Origin of the sequence: Acinetobacter sp. CFCC 10889 (genome assembly GCF_003268395.1) — a bacterium.
Lineage (GTDB): Bacteria > Pseudomonadota > Gammaproteobacteria > Pseudomonadales > Moraxellaceae > Acinetobacter.
In genome coordinates this window covers 37,171-52,494 of sequence record NZ_LQXQ01000019.1, presented here as the reverse complement: position 1 = coordinate 52,494, position 15,324 = coordinate 37,171, and the positions used below count along the sequence as shown (strand labels likewise).

Here is a 15,324-nt window from a genome sequence, read left to right as displayed (position 1 = left end):
TTCTCTTTTTTTATGCCCGAAATTTATATAGAAATAAAAACAAATAATATTTTTATAAAACATAAACTTAAACCAACATCAACAAATACACGAACAATATAGATCTTCTTTACTTACCACTTATATTAAGCATTGGGGAAACCCCAATATAATAAAAACATATTCAAAGGATTCATCATTTAAAATTGAAATACTTGTTTTTCACGATTTAATACATAGAAATATGACAAGGATCGTGACATTCGGCTTTGTAAACATCCAAATTGAACAAAGCTATAATAAATTAAATGAATACTATTTCATCTTACCCACAATATTTGTAAAGCAAGATATGAATGAATATATAGATTATCTCATGAATCTTGGTCTGCATTTATCTAAAAAAGAACTAGCTTGTGATGTAAGCATCATCACAGATATTCAAATTGCTCCCTTAAAATTAAAACAAAAATGTATCTTAGATGATGAAGCATGTTTAGAACATGAATCATTCAATAATATGTATTTATTAGATCAAGATAGCACAGTGCAATTGCGCTGGCTAATTCCTATTTTTGACTCTGAAGCAGAATTTATTTTACACAATGGTGTTGAGGCTTTTGAAGAACTTGAGCGTGATTTTCAATATAGCCTCATCAATATAGATCGCCCTACAATAATTTAAAGACACATACTTTAAATACAAAAAATTCAATAGATTCTCATTATATCACCACAGAATCCAGACATAAAAAAGCCCTGTAAGAATACAGGGCTTTTCACTAAATAAAGAAGATTAATCCTCTTGTTCAGTACCTACACGTTGTCTGAATTTCTGACCTGCACGGAAAGTCACAACACGGCGTGCAGAAATTGGAATCTCTTCCCCAGTTTTCGGATTACGACCAGGACGTTGGCGTTTATCACGTAATTCAAAATTACCAAATCCTGAAAGTTTCACTTGCTCGCCAGCAATTAATGCTTGGCTAATTTCATCAAAGAATAACTCAACCATTTGTTTTGCTTCACGACGATTTAAACTCGTAAGCTCACTTAAATGATCAGCCATTTCTGCTTTTGTTAATGCTGTCATGAGGCCCTCAATGTCGCTTCATAAGTGTCTTGCAACACTTGTATAATATTGTCCATACCTGATTTAATTTCAGCATCTTCAAGTGTACGTGTTGGATGTTGCCATAATAATGCAAATGCCAATGAGCGCTTGCCTTCTGCCACACCTTGACCCGTATACACATCGAATAACCAAGATGAGTCTAAAAGCGCTCCGCCCGTTTTTTCGATAAGTTGCTGAATTTCACTGACATTAATCTTATCACTAATTAAAAGCGCAATATCACGTCTAACCGATGGAAATCGTGATAATTCTGTAAAATTAGATACATAAGTTTGCAAAACAGCCAATTGATCGACTTCTGCAACCCAGGTTGTTGTCAAATCCAATTCATTTTCCAATGAAGGATGTAAACGACCTAAATAACCAATCGATTTTCCATCTACCAAAATCTCAGCAGATTGACCAGGATGTAGCCATTCACGTTCTGAACGGACATATTCCACATTCACACGTGCAGCTGCAAGCAACTCTTCAACTTCACCTTTGAAGTCAAAGAAATCCATAGGCTGTGCTTTTGCATGCCAAGATTCAGCCTGTTTCGCACCTGTAGCAATCATCGCCAAAGTTGGGATTTGTTTGAGGTCATCAATCCTTTGTGCATTTTGATAGTCAAAACGCAAACCAAGCTCAAAGAAACGCACACGGCTTTGTTGACGATTCACATTGTATTGCACACAAGGAATCAAACTTGAAAGCAAGGTTGAACGCATTACTGCCAAATCACTTGAAATCGGATTGGCAAGTGCCAATGGATTCACTTGTGAATTCAACTGTTTTTCAAGTTTTAAATCGGCAAAGCTAAAGCTGATTGCTTCTTGATAGCCCAAAGTGACCAAAGTTTGGCGTAACTGTGGCAATTCAAATTGATCTTGGTGTTTTGCCAATTTCACATCAATCACAGGCAGACTGATTTGAATATTGTCATAACCATGGATACGGGCAACCTCTTCGATCAAGTCTTGGTAAATCGCCATATCATAACGGTGTGATGGAGGTACAACCGTCCATTCACCTTGTGCTGTTACAGTCACTTCACAAGCTAAACGCTGTAAAGCATCGGTAATAAAATCTGATTCAACTTTATAGCCAAGCAATTGATCGACTTGCGCTTGGTTTAATTTTATCGCTTCACGTTTTGGCAATAACGCAGTTTGTTCAGCCACAGTAATCGGACCAAATTCACCACCTGCAAGTTCAGCAATTAATTGTGATGCACGGTGCATGGCAATCATTGGCAATTCAAAATCTACACCACGTTCATAACGTTGCGATGCATCCGTATGCAAACCAAAGCTACGCGCACGACCTGCAATCGCAAGTGGCGCGAAGAATGCTGATTCCAAGAAAATCTCAGTGGTTTCATCAGTCACAGAAGAAGATAAACCACCCATAATACCTGCAATTGCCAATGCTTTTGCATCATCAGCAATCACCATGACATTTTCAGACAATTCAACTTCTTGTTCATTCAGCAAAACAAGTTTTTCAGCAGCAGTCGCTTGGCGTACATGGACTGAACCTTGCACTTTACCACCATCAAAAGCATGTAAAGGCTGACCCAATTCCATCAATACATAGTTGGTAATATCCACCAAAATACTGTGCTGACGGATACCTGAACGAGACAACGCTTGTTCCATCCATGCAGGCGTCGGTGCTTTGGTATCGACGTTTTTAATGACGCGACCTAAGTAACGTGGGCAACCCTCAGTGGTGATCACAACTTGTTTTTGATCCGCAATTGTTGCTGCAACTTCTTGAATTTCAGGTGCAGTTACAGGCAATTGGTTAATTACCCCAACTTCACGCGCAATACCACGGATACTGAAACAATCACCACGGTTTGGCGTGATACTGATATCAATCACATTGTCATCTAAATTTAGATATTCACGGATATTCACCCCAACAGGCGCATCACTTGGTAACTCTAAAAGACCGTCAATTTTATCTTCAAGATCAATTTCAGATGCACCGCACAGCATACCTTGTGATTCGACACCACGAAGTTTGCCTTTTTTGATTTTAAAATCACCTGGTAATACTGCACCAATCGTTGCAACAGGTGCTTTCATCCCTGCACGTACATTTGGCGCACCACAAACGATTTGCAATGGCTCACCTGAACCAATATTGACTGTGGTTACACGTAAACGGTCTGCATCTGGATGCTGTACAACGGTCAAAACCTCACCAACCACGACACCTGTAAATGGCTTTGCTGCTGGTGTTAAATCATCAATTTCTAAACCAAGCATGGTTAGTTGGTCAGATAAGGTTTCGCTATCAATTGCAGGATTTACCCACGTGCGTAGCCAATTTTCGCTAATTTTCATTTCGTAAAAACCTATAATTTCTAAATTTCTAATCCCCTCTCACTCCACTTTAAAAAGCAAAGTACCCGTCATCTCATCACAATGGACAACCCCTCTCCTTTCAGGAGAGGTCAGGGAGAGTATAAACTTGTTAAGCAAATTGGCGTAAGAAACGCACATCATTTTGGTAGAACATACGCAAGTCATTGATGCCATAACGCAACATTGCAAAACGCTCTACACCTAAACCAAAAGCAAAACCTTTATATTTTTCAGGGTCAATGCCCGCAGCTTGGAGTACATTTGGATGCACCATACCGCAACCTAGAACTTCCAACCATTTACCACGCTCATCCATAATATCCACTTCGGCACTTGGTTCTGTGAATGGGAAATAAGATGGACGGAAACGTACTTTCAAATCTTTTTCAAAGAATTCATTGAGTAGATTCACCAACAAGCCTTTTAATTCAGCAAAGCTGGTATTTTCAGCAACGTATAAACCTTCGATTTGATGGAACATTGGAGAATGGGTTTGATCCGAGTCACAACGATACACACGACCTGGACAAACAATACGAATCGGCGGTTGACTGGTTTCCATAGTACGCACTTGCACACCTGAAGTATGCGTACGCAACAAATGATTGGCATCAAAATAGAAGGTATCATGCATTGCACGTGCAGGATGGTGTCCTGGAATATTCAATGCTTCAAAGTTGTGATAATCATCTTCAACTTCTGGACCTGTCGCAATAGTAAAGCCTGCTTTGGTAAAAAATTGGCAAATACGCTCTTGCACTTGGGTTACAGGGTGAATACTACCAATAGTTTGCCCACGACCAGGCAAGGTAATATCAATGGTTTCGCTTGCAAGCTTTTGTTCTAATGCCGCTTTTTGCAATTCCGCTTGACGTTCAGTCAATGCTGCATTGATCGCTTCACGTACAGCATGGATTTGTGCACCAAAAGCTTTACGCTCTTCTGCATCCATTTTACCCAGTGACTTAGATTGTTCCGCAAGCTGGCTTTTTTTCCCTGTAAATTGCACTCGAGCTTGATCGAGTGTAGCAAGGTCTTGAGCTGCTGCAATCGCAGCGAGCGCTTCAGTGGTCAGGGCTTCCAGTGACATAGTAACTCTCAAAGCAACAATTTAGAAAATAATATAACTGCGTATTCTAACAGTTTTTATGCAGATGGATGAAGCTTCATAAACAGGAAAATCAAATTGGTATTTTCCATCATAAAAAGTATAAGATAATCGGACTTTCACAAAAATGATGTCACCGAGATCAATAACATATGGCACTCGACCCAATTTGGAAACAACAACTCACGCTTGTCACCTATGGCAACGAATTTTTGTCCCAAGATTTAAGTTTTAATCAATGGGTCAATCATGCTATTTTTAATCAGCACCGTGTGTATTTTCGGGACTTACTTAGCCAACATTTATTGGCACAGCATTTTCAAATATGGCTTGAAGGCTTGAAAAAACAAGGGGCTTATCGCCTGAGCCTACATAGTTCTAGCCTTTTAAATGAAGAACAAAACCCCAATGCCAATGTTGAGCTCCTTGCAACACCACACTTTATTATTAGTCATAACAAGCAACAACATACCGCTTGGATCTTAGGTAAAGAACTTGCTGAATGGTACACAGCAGATAATGATTATGAAGTACCAGCAGCACAGCAAAACAGTACTCGTCAAGAAACTTTTTGGCGTTTTGAGCTGATTGCTAAATATAACAAACGTATTGAACAAGATTTAGCACAGCCCAATTGGGATGATATTCAGGTTTATACTGATAATGAACTATTTAATAGCAAATATGCGCAAGGATTTATTGCACCAAGCAGCATTGCGCTACCTTATTTAGGTCTAAATACAACACAATACTCTCCAAATGACACAACAAATCTTTCATTATTTCCAAGTGCCTATTCAGCAGATTATGCACATGAAACATTACATCGTTTGGAAGCCTTATCTGCTTATATTGAAAATAAAATGCAATATTCTTCAAATGATTTAGGACAAGAAACCAGCCCTGAAGAACAAATGAATTTACGTCATTTTTCCCAAAAACTTGATGACTTATATGGTAAGTTCATTACCAAAGTGGCGAACCATTACAAATCAGCACAATTAACACCTCAACAAGTACCATCCCCTTTTGAACCCATGAACACTGAAAATAAACAACGTTTCAGTCAAAATGCTGAGTCCAAAGTGGGTAAATCTGGGGTAATGACCTTGATCGTGATTACGATTCTAATTTGTATTGCAGCCTATTATTTTGGCTTGTAAATTTCATTTAAAATAAAATTAAACCCAAAAAGAAAGCAACATTAAAGTTGCTTTCTTACTTCCATTAAAGCAAAACCTAATAAATTCAAGCCTTTCCATTGCAATGGTTTTTCAGCACACTCATCATCAGCCGCTAAACCTATTCCCCAAATTTTATCTACAGGTGATGCCTCAACCAAAATACGCTCTTGTGTATCCAATAAAAATGCTTTCAATGCTGGATGTTGTGAAAACTTTGCAATATTGCCTTTTACCACAATATCAAAACGGTGTTCTAACCAAACATTTTCCTGATAATTTTTCACTTTTCGTCCCAAAGTTTTGGCTTCATTGGGATGGTTTACCTGAATAATTTTCTGAAAAATATCTTCATCAGCAAATAGTTTGGCTTTTTGCGCCATCATATAATGTTCTGCTGTTTTATATTCAATACCATCGACTTCAAAATGTGCAGGAAACCACTGACTAAAACAACTTTTATCAATCACACCTGTTTGCTTTGGTGTATGCCCCCAAAAGCATAAATACTTAAAATGCTGTCCTTGGCGAACTCGCTCTTGTAATTCTGTTAAATATTGGAAATCAGACATATTTTTCTCTTATTAAATATTCCATTGATCATGGCAGATGTTTAAATTATCAGCATCTTCAATTTAAACTAGTTTTGCAATATCATTTTTTATTACAAGTAGAATCATTTATTTTCCTAAAATGACTACGGATTTGATCAATCACAGTTGCTTTAAAAAACTCTCGATTTCTTTTCTAGACCTTAAATGAATAAACTGAATATGGGCATAATCAGGATGATTGATTCTATCCTGATATTTTTTCCGATTCTTTTTATGAGTTTTCATCATCCATAAAATAATCGAATCTCGACTCAACATACGGCTAAAACTTTCAGTATTATTAGAATGTTGCCACATTGGTTGTTTTGAAATTGCACGGCTTAAAGCTCGTTTTATAGACTGAAATAAATTCAACGCAAATGGTAAATCAAGCCAAATGACTGTATCAATCTCTTGCCACGTTAAAGGTACTGTTCTCGTATAATTTCCATCAATTACATAACCTTGTAGATCAGAATGATGTTCTGCATCAGCTATCGCATCTTTAATCTTTTGAAAAAACTCAGGATCAGACGTTTCCTGCCAATCATCCATCCACAATAAATCATCGAGTTCAATATAGGCTAAATTGAGTTTTTGTGCCAATTTTCTGGAAAAAGTCGACTTTCCTGAAGCAGATGTACCAACAACATTTATTCTTTTCATTGTTATTCAACTGATAAAAGGTCGCCATTGTAGCGCCCCTTTAAACAAAGTTACATCAAAATCTTGGGCGTATTATTAAGATAATCTTTTGGTCATTTATGTTGATTAATATAATGTTCAACCTCAGTAACTTCTCCTTTCACTTCCGCATCTGCTCCATACATCACTTTAATGGTTTCACCGATTCTTGGAAGAAGTTGTAACTCAACTTCAATTGCGCCTTGTGGAACGCCTTCAATTTCTACACGCATTATTCTTTTCCTATCTTTTTATTTGGAGATAGCCTTAATGTATGCGAGCGCAATTCAATTCGACAATCATTTCATGTTGATATTGTGTAATTTAGCTTCAAAAACTTTCTTTTATTCATCGTCATAATCCAAATCATCTGCATCAACATTGATAAAATCAGGCTGTGGCGTAACTTCAAACTTGACTGCTTGAAGGGTCAATTGATCTTGTAATTTAGCTTTAGCAATACGATGCATTCCATCCATCACTCGCCCATCTGCACATACAATAATCGGATATTTTAAATCAGCATCTTGAACCAATTGAATATGATCAATTATTTCTTGTGTAGTCGGATGAGTATCAGGAAACCAATAGCTTTCATTCAATTCTTGAATTTCGGTCAATGCTATTTCAATCGTTGCAAAATTTTGACTTAGCTCAACCAAGCGATGTACATCCCAAATATAAGTGTCTTCACCCACTTGGCGGAAATGGTATTGTTTTCTCATATTTTTTCACACATCCTATATGACAATCAAAAATATAATAACAGGAAAATACATGCATTTTGAAAGAGCTTATCGCCAAGTGGCTTTGGTCAGTTATGGAAATGAATTTTTAACTGGCGCAGTGGATTCAGAAATTTTAGATCGCCATCCCCTACTCTTTACTCATTTTCCTATTTTGCGTGATCTTGAAAAAGGTACTTTACTGACAGGTTCTGCTTCACATTTACTCAATCATCTGACAATACAGGGACTTTATAAAGTTAGTTTACACTTTGCATCTGATGTATTACAGCCACTTACTGATTCTCAAATCTTTGATTTTAATGTAGGTGAATACAATTTTTGCATTGTCTGTCATTTCCCAAATCAAATTTTTAAAGTGCTCATTCATGTTGATGAAAAACCACTATGGCAAGAATATGATGCGAATCAATTTCCACTACAGTCTAACTATAATAATTATCATGATAGCGTAGAAAACTATGTATTGATGGATGTATCACCTGATTTTTCAGACAAAATTTTAGCGGATTTACAGCCTCTTTCATGGCAATCTTTTTATAATGATTATCAAAATAAAGTCTATAATTTTGATATTTCAAAACGTTATGGTTCTTTTCCCGTTCCACTGACAGAAAGTAATTGCTATGAAGGTGATCTCTATCAAAAAGAGGAACAATTTCCCCTATTACCGTATAGTTTAAAACGAAATTATGCGAGTAATTTAATTATCAATGCGACTGCACTGCGTCATCACTTTAATAATGAATCTCAGCCTAAAAATGAATATGCAGATTATTGGCATATGACAGAAAATGAAAAAATTGAATTCTCTCAAGCCTCAAATATTGTAGATAAATTTTTTCCTATTATCTTAAAACATTCAGCTAACCATTATCAAAATGCAACCCTCGATGCACAAACACAATCAAACACACCTTTTGTTTCCACCTCAAAAACCATAGAAAATACACGCGATACGTCAACATCAAATTTAGAAAATATTGAATCTGAAAATTCTGAATCAAATGAAGTATCTTCTGGTTTTAAATGGTTTGGGCTGATTAAGTTTTTATGGTTTATGTTGTGGTGTTACTGCGCTTTATGGACATTGGCATATTTTACAGTACGCTGGGGAAATATTTTTGTACTTGGAATCGCATTTCTATATGCACTATACAAAATACTGCCTAAATCAAATGAACAATCTGAATAGCTATTTTCAACTCATTAAAATTATTTTTCTTAAAATAAAAAAGACCGCAAAATAGCGGTCTTCTTTTTAATCATCAATGATGATTATGCAGCCAATGCACCTTTCGCTTTTTCAGCTAAAGCAGCAAATGCAACTGCGTCATGCATAGCGATGTCAGCAAGTACACGACGGTCGATGATCACTTGAGCTTTTTTCAAGCCAGAAATCATACGGCTGTACGATAAACCATTTAAACGAGCACCAGCATTGATACGTGCAATCCACAAAGCGCGGAATTGACGTTTCTTTTGACGACGGTCACGGTAAGCATATTGACCTGCTTTGATTACCGCTTGGAACGCTACACGATAAACACGTGAACGCGCGCCATAGTAACCTTTAGCACGAGCAAGAATTTTTTTATGACGACGATGCGCCTGTACACCACGTTTTACACGAGCCATTTATAATCTCCTTAGATGTATGGGCACATACGGCGAACTGAATTCATGTCACTTACGTGAACCATTACACAGCCGCGTAATTGACGGATACGCTTAGCAGATTTTTTGGTCAAAATGTGGCGTTTGAACGCTTGTTTACGCTTGAAACCGTTAGCAGTCGCTTTAAAGCGTTTAGCTGCACCACGGCGAGTTTTCATCTTAGGCATAACAACCTCTTTTGAACACCTGTTCGGAACGCTCGCACCATTGCGACAACGACCTGCAGGTAAGGGAGGCAATATTCTAAATCATCTATGGCTAAAACAAAAGCAATAACTGCTAAATTTATCTTGAATATATTTAGGTCACATTTCAAACGAGATGCTAACTATCTTTTTCTTACGGCTTAAATGTCATGAGGCTTTTAATATGTTTTTTCTATTTACAAATTTAACTAGTATGTAATTTAGCACATCTCCCAAATTCACCCTTTTATTTTGTTTATAACTTAAACTAATTTATAATAATATCTTACGATTCAATTTTAACAATTAAGATTTATTTTATGAAAATTAAAACATTGATTTTACTGAGCAGCTTATTGTGTCCTATTGCTTTTGCAGATGTTGATATACAAAACAACGAAAGCGCATTAAAAATACAATTAGATCAGGTGATTTGGTTGAATTCTCCAAAATTTTATTTTACAAACAATGATTTGGAAAATATTAATCGTCAATTTTTAGCACGGATATTTACGAATAAACAAGGAATAGTCACACAAGTTGAGATATTGAAAAGTACAGAGTTACAGAGATTGGATCAAAAATTAGTTTCATCACTCAAACGATCAAGACTCAAACCCCATACAATAAATGGTCAGGCTTTCCCTATTATCGCAGAATTACCAATCGAACTTATTTCGCGTTAGACAACATTGATGATAACCACTTATATCTAATATCTGATTTTCCACTATGCAAAATAAAAGCAAACTCTAAAATGGAAGAGTCAAATTACCCAGTAATCGAAATCCTTGAAAGCACAGGAAATGCTTATATTGATTCCAAATTAAGGCTCTTGTTAGAAAGTAGATTAGTTAAAACTCAAAACTCTTTAATACCATTCTTTAAAATGACAGCCACAGATCAAATCCAACTCGATCCGAGTAATTGTGAAAATGATTAAAAAATTAAAATAACCCCATATACAACAGGTAGATAAAAACATATCGACCTGTTTTTGCCAAAGTTACAATCAATAAAAATCGCCAAAAATTTTCTTTAAGTAAACCAGCAATCAATGTGATCGGATCACCAATGATCGGCATCCAACTTAAAAATAATGACCAAAAACCATATTTTTGGTAAACCATTTCAGCTTTATGCATATTTTTGACAGAAACAGGAAACCATTTACGATCTTTAAATTGCTCTATACGCAAACCTAAATACCAGTTCACGCACGAACCTAAAATATTTCCAAAGGATGCAATTAAAAGCAATCCTAAAACTGAATATTTGTCTTGCATCAATAATCCCACCAAAACAGCCTCAGACTGTAAAGGCAGTAAAGTCGCAGCACCAAAGGCAGATAAAAAAAGTAAAAAATATGCCATATCAATTCATTAGATTCATTTCACTTTTTTCTGATATAACCATGAAGCACAGAAAGGAAAAAGAAAAGCCAGCCAAATTGACCATTCAGAATGTAAAAATTTTTGCAACAATGTTAATTGTATCTGCCCTTCTAACACTGCATTCCAATCAACATCAACCACATGAAACATATAAGTGAATACAACAAGATAAACGGAAAGTATCAGCACAAAAATTACCGTAGACTTCACACTTTGCTGCAACCATTTTTGAAACCATGCAAATGCGATTGAAAATATCAAACCGATGATGCCAATCATAAGAAAAACCAATGTACCAACACGATCAATGGAAAATGTATTTTGTAAATATGCAGAAATCGTTGCTACCATGAGCATACAAAGAAAACTATAAATAAAATGCTGAACACATATATTTTTCATAGCATGCCCTTAAGCAATTGATCGGATGGCTTATTGTGAGCCCTGAATTTATAGCTTTTTATAAATGAAGTTCTTTTTTTGTTTTAAAATATTGAAAATTCGCAGCAATGATTGCCACGATAATCACCGTAATACGTGCCCAAGAATAACGCTGTGCAATAGGGTCAATCGTTGCACGTAATGCTGAGCTATCTTGTACTTTCACATCAGGCAATAAATTTTGAATATGCACAACCTCTACTACATATAGCACTGAACACAGTGCGATCCCTACAATCACACACCAATAAATTTTAGGATTTTTTTCCAAAATATGCGTGAGATTTAAAAAGAATGCTTTCATCGTTCATATCCAACATTAAAAAACCACCAGATTCGGTGGTTCAGCAGTTTAGCATATTCTGATTTTAGACCTTGATAGATAATGCACGTTGAACGGCTGGACGTGCAGTTAAACGTTCAACATATTCTTTCACATAAGGATAATCATCTAAATCAATTTGTTGCCACTCATGACGGAGCACCCACGGTAGAATTGCCATATCTGCAATCGAGTATTGCCCTGCAACAAATTTTTGACCGATCAACTGTTTATTTAAGACTGAATACAATCTTTTAGTCTCAGTCACATAACGATCAATAGCATAAGGAATTTGTTCTTTGGCAAATTTACTGAAATGATGATTTTGTCCGAGCATTGGACCAAAACCGCCCATTTGCCACATCAACCATTGTTCAACCTCAACACGCTCTTGTTCATTTTCAGGATAATATAAGCCTGTTTTACGCCCTAAATATTGTAAAATCGCACCAGACTCAAACACTGAAATCGCTTCGCCATTTGGGCCATTTTGATCGACAATTGCAGGAATTTTATTATTTGGGGATATGCGTAAAAAATCAGGTTGGAATTGATCATTTTCTAAAATATTGATCGGGAAAATTTGATAATCCAAACCCATTTCTTCAAGTGCGATGGTAATTTTATGACCATTGGGTGTTCCCCAATAATACAGATCAATCATATTTCATCCTTCCGCTTTCTCGCGTATTTTCTATATTTTATGACTTTAGTATTGTACTTTTATAACATGATTTTGCTAAATCGAATATGTCATCAATCAAGATATTTTCATAATTTATTCTAAAATAAAGCAATAAACTTATATTAAACAATCCTAATTATCATATTTTGATATTTGAATTACGACACTATTAAAGTTTATTTATCCAAAAAACCAGCGCCATTAAATCTTAAAACGCTGCCCATAAAAAAGCACTGCAAATGCAGTGCTTTTTTAAGATCAACAAGGGATTACTTTTTCTTTTTAGGACCAAGTAACATACCCATTTGACGACCTTCCATTTTTGGTGCTTGTTCAACAACACCACACTCAGCCACATCTGCTTCAATTTTTTGTAATTGAGCAAGACCCAACTGTTGGTGAGCCATTTCACGACCACGGAAACGTAGAGTAATTTTGACTTTGTTACCTTCCTCAAGGAACTTGAGAATAGCACGCAACTTAACGTTGTAATCACCAACATCTGTACCAGGACGTAACTTGATTTCTTTGACCTGAACTTGATGCTGTTTCTTTTTCGCATCTTTTTGCTTTTGCTTCAGATCAAATAAATGTTTGTTGAAATCCATGATTTTACAAACAGGCGGTTCTGCATTTGCCACAATCTCAACAAGGTCAAGATCTGCGTCTTCAGCAGCACGCAACGCTTCTGCAAGCGTTACAATACCTTTCTGTTCACCATCTGCAGCAACGAGACGGACTTCTTTTGCCTTAATCTCGTCGTTCAATGCAGGACGATTGCTTTTAGCACCTTGTTGTTGGTTACGGTCAGGCTGTTTAATCTTTCTTACTCCACAATGTACCGGCCGCGTTCGGCAACGGCTGCTTTCACTAAGTCAACAAATGCATCAATTGACATAGTACCTAAATTTTTTCCAGAACGGGTACGGACGTTTACAGTACCTTCTTCCACTTCTCGGTCCCCAAGTACCAATAAGTATGGAATACGCTCTAATGTACGCTCACGAATCTTAAAGCCGATTTTCTCATTTCTCAAGTCTGAAATTGCTCGAATTCCATTTTCTTTGAGTTTTGCGACCACTGACTCACATGCTTCCGCTTGTGAATCTGTAATATTCATGACACATGCTTGGATTGGCGCCAACCATGGTGGCATAAAGCCAGCGTAGTGTTCAATAAGTATACCAATAAAACGTTCGAAACTGCCAAGAATTGCACGATGCAACATCACAGGATGGTCACGATCGTTATCTTCTGTTACATAAGAGGCATCTAAACGTAACGGCAAGTTAAAGTCACACTGAATTGTACCACACTGCCAGATACGACCTAAACAGTCCTTCAATGAGAATTCAATCTTAGGACCGTAGAATGCGCCTTCGCCAGGCTGTTCTTGCCAATCAAGACCTGCTGCATCTAAAGCATCTGCCAAAGATTTTTCAGCAACATCCCAAAGCTCATCTGCACCGACACGTTTTTCAGGACGTGTAGACAATTTCATTTGTACTTCTTCAAAGCCAAAATCTTTATACACATCTAAAGTAAGCTTAATGAAATCTGCAACTTCTTTACCAATTTGTTCAGTGGTACAGAAAATATGTGCATCATCTTGAGTAAAGCCACGTACACGCATAATGCCGTGTAAAGAACCTGATGGCTCGTTACGGTGACATGAACCGAACTCAGCCAAACGAATTGGCAAATCACGGTAAGACTTCAAGCCTTGGTTAAATACCTGTACGTGACATGGGCAGTTCATCGGTTTTACAGCATAGTTACGGCTCTCAGACTGAGTCGTAAACATATTGTCTGCATAGTTGGCTGCGTGACCTGATTTCTCCCAAAGTGTAAAATCTACAATTTGCGGAGTACGGATTTCTTCATAGCCATTGTCTTGTTGAATTTTACGCATGTACTGTTCAAGCACTTGGTAAATTGTCCAACCATTTGGATGCCAGAACACCATACCTGGTGCTTCTTCTTGCATATGGAACAAGTCTAAAGCTTTACCAATTTTACGATGGTCACGCTTTTCAGCTTCTTCAATACGTTTGATATAAGCAGCTAATTCTTTTTTATCTGCCCAAGCTGTACCATAAATACGTTGCAGCTGTTCATTCTTCGCATCACCACGCCAGTAAGCGCCTGACATTTTAGTCAGTTTGAATGATTTTAAGAATTTAGTATTCGGTACGTGTGGACCACGACACATGTCTACGTATTCTTGATGATAGTACAAGCCCATTTCAGTTTCATCAGGCATATCATCAATCAGACGTAACTTATAATCTTCGCCACGTTCAGTGAACAATTTGATCACTTCAGCACGCGGTGTCATTTTTTTGATGACATCATAATCTTCATCGATCAGCTTTTTCATGCGTGCTTCGATGGCAGCCATATCTTCAGGTGTAAACGGTTTTTGACTGAAAATGTCGTAATAGAAACCATCTTCAATAACGGGACCGATCACCATTTTGGCTTCAGGGAAAAGTTGTTTTACCGCATGACCCACAAGGTGAGCACATGAGTGACGAATGATTTCAACACCTTCCTGATTTTTAGGGGTAATGATTTCCAGTGTTGCGTCTTCGGTAATTAAATCACTTGCATCGACTAAGCGACCATTCACTTTACCTGCCAGCGTATTTTTCGCCAGTCCAGGTCCAATACTTTGTGCAACTTCCATCACAGAAACTGCTTGATCAAATTGTTTTTGATCGCCATTTGGCAATGTGATAATAGGCATATTTAAAAATCCTTAAGGAGTGATGCCCCGTACAATAGAGCATATCACCGCGAGATTATGATCGAGGGAAACCCTCAAAAGATAAAAT

General features: G+C 37.0%; 19 protein-coding genes and 1 pseudogene. 5 read left to right on the top strand and 15 right to left on the bottom strand.

The annotated features are described in order from the left end of the window. Positions 1 to 61: 61 nt before the first annotated feature. Positions 62 to 664 carry a suppressor of fused domain protein gene (locus AVJ19_RS09180; RefSeq protein WP_322873945.1) on the top strand — a complete coding sequence of 201 codons (603 nt, stop codon included), beginning with the start codon at positions 62 to 64 and terminating at the stop codon, positions 662 to 664. A 111-nt stretch (positions 665 to 775) separates the two neighbouring features. Here AVJ19_RS09180 and AVJ19_RS09175 read toward each other — a convergent pair whose 3' ends face one another. The 3 genes from AVJ19_RS09175 to pheS all read right to left on the bottom strand — a co-directional run bounded on the left by AVJ19_RS09175 (position 776) and on the right by pheS (position 4,561). Further along, complete coding sequence (locus tag AVJ19_RS09175) at positions 776 to 1,072, bottom strand: integration host factor subunit alpha (protein WP_004723042.1); 297 nt, start codon at positions 1,070 to 1,072, stop codon at positions 776 to 778. Continuing rightward, positions 1,069 to 3,450, bottom strand: a complete 2,382-nt coding sequence (gene pheT / locus AVJ19_RS09170; RefSeq protein WP_111859429.1) for a phenylalanine--tRNA ligase subunit beta — start codon at positions 3,448 to 3,450, stop codon at positions 1,069 to 1,071. The genes AVJ19_RS09175 and pheT overlap by 4 nt, the downstream gene beginning before the upstream one ends. A 130-nt stretch (positions 3,451 to 3,580) precedes the next feature. Next, positions 3,581 to 4,561 (bottom strand): phenylalanine--tRNA ligase subunit alpha, encoded by a 981-nt coding sequence (gene pheS / locus AVJ19_RS09165; RefSeq protein WP_111859428.1) that lies wholly within the window; start codon positions 4,559 to 4,561, stop codon positions 3,581 to 3,583. Positions 4,562 to 4,731: 170 nt separating this feature from the next. Here pheS and AVJ19_RS09160 point away from each other — a divergent pair, with 170 nt between their 5' ends. Further along, on the top strand, positions 4,732 to 5,742 hold the full coding sequence (locus tag AVJ19_RS09160) for a hypothetical protein (protein WP_111859427.1): 1,011 nt from the start codon (positions 4,732 to 4,734) through the stop codon (positions 5,740 to 5,742). A gap of 41 nt (positions 5,743 to 5,783) precedes the next feature. Here the strand turns inward: AVJ19_RS09160 and AVJ19_RS09155 are convergent, their stop codons facing one another. The 4 genes and pseudogenes from AVJ19_RS09155 to AVJ19_RS09145 form a co-directional block, all read right to left on the bottom strand. After that, positions 5,784 to 6,332: an NADAR family protein gene (locus AVJ19_RS09155; RefSeq protein WP_111859426.1), complete on the bottom strand. Its 549-nt coding sequence runs from the start codon at positions 6,330 to 6,332 to the stop codon at positions 5,784 to 5,786. 141 nt (positions 6,333 to 6,473) lie between these two features. Continuing rightward, the gene (locus AVJ19_RS09150) at positions 6,474 to 7,019 is read right to left on the bottom strand and encodes an AAA family ATPase (protein ID WP_111859425.1); all 546 of its coding nucleotides are present in this window, start codon (positions 7,017 to 7,019) and stop codon (positions 6,474 to 6,476) included. A gap of 55 nt (positions 7,020 to 7,074) precedes the next feature. Then, positions 7,075 to 7,270, bottom strand: a pseudogene (locus tag AVJ19_RS22200) (hypothetical protein). Between the two features lie 111 nt (positions 7,271 to 7,381). Beyond that, positions 7,382 to 7,762, bottom strand: coding sequence for a hypothetical protein (locus AVJ19_RS09145; RefSeq protein ID WP_111859424.1), 381 nt, complete (start codon positions 7,760 to 7,762; stop codon positions 7,382 to 7,384). Between the two features lie 52 nt (positions 7,763 to 7,814). Here AVJ19_RS09145 and AVJ19_RS09140 point away from each other — a divergent pair, with 52 nt between their 5' ends. Continuing rightward, on the top strand, positions 7,815 to 8,978 hold the full coding sequence (locus AVJ19_RS09140; protein WP_111859423.1) for a hypothetical protein: 1,164 nt from the start codon (positions 7,815 to 7,817) through the stop codon (positions 8,976 to 8,978). An 83-nt stretch (positions 8,979 to 9,061) separates the two neighbouring features. Here the strand turns inward: AVJ19_RS09140 and rplT are convergent, their stop codons facing one another. Together rplT and rpmI are read right to left on the bottom strand one after the other, a co-directional pair. Further along, positions 9,062 to 9,421 carry a 50S ribosomal protein L20 gene (gene rplT / locus AVJ19_RS09135; RefSeq protein WP_065994398.1) on the bottom strand — a complete coding sequence of 120 codons (360 nt, stop codon included), beginning with the start codon at positions 9,419 to 9,421 and terminating at the stop codon, positions 9,062 to 9,064. A gap of 11 nt (positions 9,422 to 9,432) precedes the next feature. After that, complete coding sequence (gene rpmI / locus AVJ19_RS09130) at positions 9,433 to 9,627, bottom strand: 50S ribosomal protein L35 (protein ID WP_111859422.1); 195 nt, start codon at positions 9,625 to 9,627, stop codon at positions 9,433 to 9,435. Between the two features lie 338 nt (positions 9,628 to 9,965). On the opposite strand from rpmI, the gene AVJ19_RS09125 reads away from it, so the two are divergent. Together AVJ19_RS09125 and AVJ19_RS09120 are read left to right on the top strand one after the other, a co-directional pair. Beyond that, positions 9,966 to 10,331, top strand: a complete 366-nt coding sequence (locus tag AVJ19_RS09125; protein WP_111859421.1) for a hypothetical protein — start codon at positions 9,966 to 9,968, stop codon at positions 10,329 to 10,331. 71 nt (positions 10,332 to 10,402) lie between these two features. Then, on the top strand, positions 10,403 to 10,588 hold the full coding sequence (locus AVJ19_RS09120) for a hypothetical protein (protein WP_111859420.1): 186 nt from the start codon (positions 10,403 to 10,405) through the stop codon (positions 10,586 to 10,588). 4 nt (positions 10,589 to 10,592) lie between these two features. Here the strand turns inward: AVJ19_RS09120 and AVJ19_RS09115 are convergent, their stop codons facing one another. The 6 genes from AVJ19_RS09115 to thrS form a co-directional block, all read right to left on the bottom strand. Beyond that, positions 10,593 to 11,018, bottom strand: a complete 426-nt coding sequence (locus tag AVJ19_RS09115) for a YqaA family protein (RefSeq protein WP_111859419.1) — start codon at positions 11,016 to 11,018, stop codon at positions 10,593 to 10,595. Between the two features lie 15 nt (positions 11,019 to 11,033). Next, the gene (locus AVJ19_RS09110) at positions 11,034 to 11,441 is read right to left on the bottom strand and encodes a hypothetical protein (RefSeq protein WP_111859418.1); all 408 of its coding nucleotides are present in this window, start codon (positions 11,439 to 11,441) and stop codon (positions 11,034 to 11,036) included. A gap of 58 nt (positions 11,442 to 11,499) precedes the next feature. Beyond that, positions 11,500 to 11,784 (bottom strand): hypothetical protein, encoded by a 285-nt coding sequence (locus tag AVJ19_RS09105; RefSeq protein ID WP_111859417.1) that lies wholly within the window; start codon positions 11,782 to 11,784, stop codon positions 11,500 to 11,502. 64 nt (positions 11,785 to 11,848) lie between these two features. Then, complete coding sequence (locus AVJ19_RS09100; protein WP_111859416.1) at positions 11,849 to 12,466, bottom strand: glutathione S-transferase N-terminal domain-containing protein; 618 nt, start codon at positions 12,464 to 12,466, stop codon at positions 11,849 to 11,851. 290 nt (positions 12,467 to 12,756) lie between these two features. Continuing rightward, positions 12,757 to 13,308, bottom strand: a complete 552-nt coding sequence (infC, locus tag AVJ19_RS09095) for a translation initiation factor IF-3 (RefSeq protein WP_086322731.1) — start codon at positions 13,306 to 13,308, stop codon at positions 12,757 to 12,759. A 5-nt stretch (positions 13,309 to 13,313) separates the two neighbouring features. After that, on the bottom strand, positions 13,314 to 15,236 hold the full coding sequence (thrS, locus tag AVJ19_RS09090; RefSeq protein ID WP_111859415.1) for a threonine--tRNA ligase: 1,923 nt from the start codon (positions 15,234 to 15,236) through the stop codon (positions 13,314 to 13,316). Between the last annotated feature and the right edge of the window lie 88 nt (positions 15,237 to 15,324).

Bases quoted from the DNA above. Each gene is read 5' to 3' on its own strand.
- pheS (WP_111859428.1), bottom strand. From the start codon at position 4,561: ATGTCACTGGAAGCCCTGACCACTGAAGCGCTCGCTGCGATTGCAGCA.
- AVJ19_RS09175 (WP_004723042.1), bottom strand. From the start codon at position 1,072: ATGACAGCATTAACAAAAGCAGAAATGGCTGATCATTTAAGTGAGCTT.
- AVJ19_RS09140 (WP_111859423.1), top strand. From the start codon at position 7,815: ATGCATTTTGAAAGAGCTTATCGCCAAGTGGCTTTGGTCAGTTATGGA.
- AVJ19_RS09155 (WP_111859426.1), bottom strand. From the start codon at position 6,332: ATGTCTGATTTCCAATATTTAACAGAATTACAAGAGCGAGTTCGCCAA.
- AVJ19_RS09115 (WP_111859419.1), bottom strand. From the start codon at position 11,018: ATGGCATATTTTTTACTTTTTTTATCTGCCTTTGGTGCTGCGACTTTA.
- AVJ19_RS09100 (WP_111859416.1), bottom strand. From the start codon at position 12,466: ATGATTGATCTGTATTATTGGGGAACACCCAATGGTCATAAAATTACC.
- thrS (WP_111859415.1), bottom strand. From the start codon at position 15,236: ATGCCTATTATCACATTGCCAAATGGCGATCAAAAACAATTTGATCAA.
- rpmI (WP_111859422.1), bottom strand. From the start codon at position 9,627: ATGCCTAAGATGAAAACTCGCCGTGGTGCAGCTAAACGCTTTAAAGCG.
- AVJ19_RS09120 (WP_111859420.1), top strand. From the start codon at position 10,403: ATGGAAGAGTCAAATTACCCAGTAATCGAAATCCTTGAAAGCACAGGA.
- AVJ19_RS09150 (WP_111859425.1), bottom strand. From the start codon at position 7,019: ATGAAAAGAATAAATGTTGTTGGTACATCTGCTTCAGGAAAGTCGACT.
- AVJ19_RS09110 (WP_111859418.1), bottom strand. From the start codon at position 11,441: ATGAAAAATATATGTGTTCAGCATTTTATTTATAGTTTTCTTTGTATG.
- AVJ19_RS09125 (WP_111859421.1), top strand. From the start codon at position 9,966: ATGAAAATTAAAACATTGATTTTACTGAGCAGCTTATTGTGTCCTATT.
- pheT (WP_111859429.1), bottom strand. From the start codon at position 3,450: ATGAAAATTAGCGAAAATTGGCTACGCACGTGGGTAAATCCTGCAATT.
- AVJ19_RS09160 (WP_111859427.1), top strand. From the start codon at position 4,732: ATGGCACTCGACCCAATTTGGAAACAACAACTCACGCTTGTCACCTAT.
- rplT (WP_065994398.1), bottom strand. From the start codon at position 9,421: ATGGCTCGTGTAAAACGTGGTGTACAGGCGCATCGTCGTCATAAAAAA.
- AVJ19_RS09105 (WP_111859417.1), bottom strand. From the start codon at position 11,784: ATGAAAGCATTCTTTTTAAATCTCACGCATATTTTGGAAAAAAATCCT.
- AVJ19_RS09145 (WP_111859424.1), bottom strand. From the start codon at position 7,762: ATGAGAAAACAATACCATTTCCGCCAAGTGGGTGAAGACACTTATATT.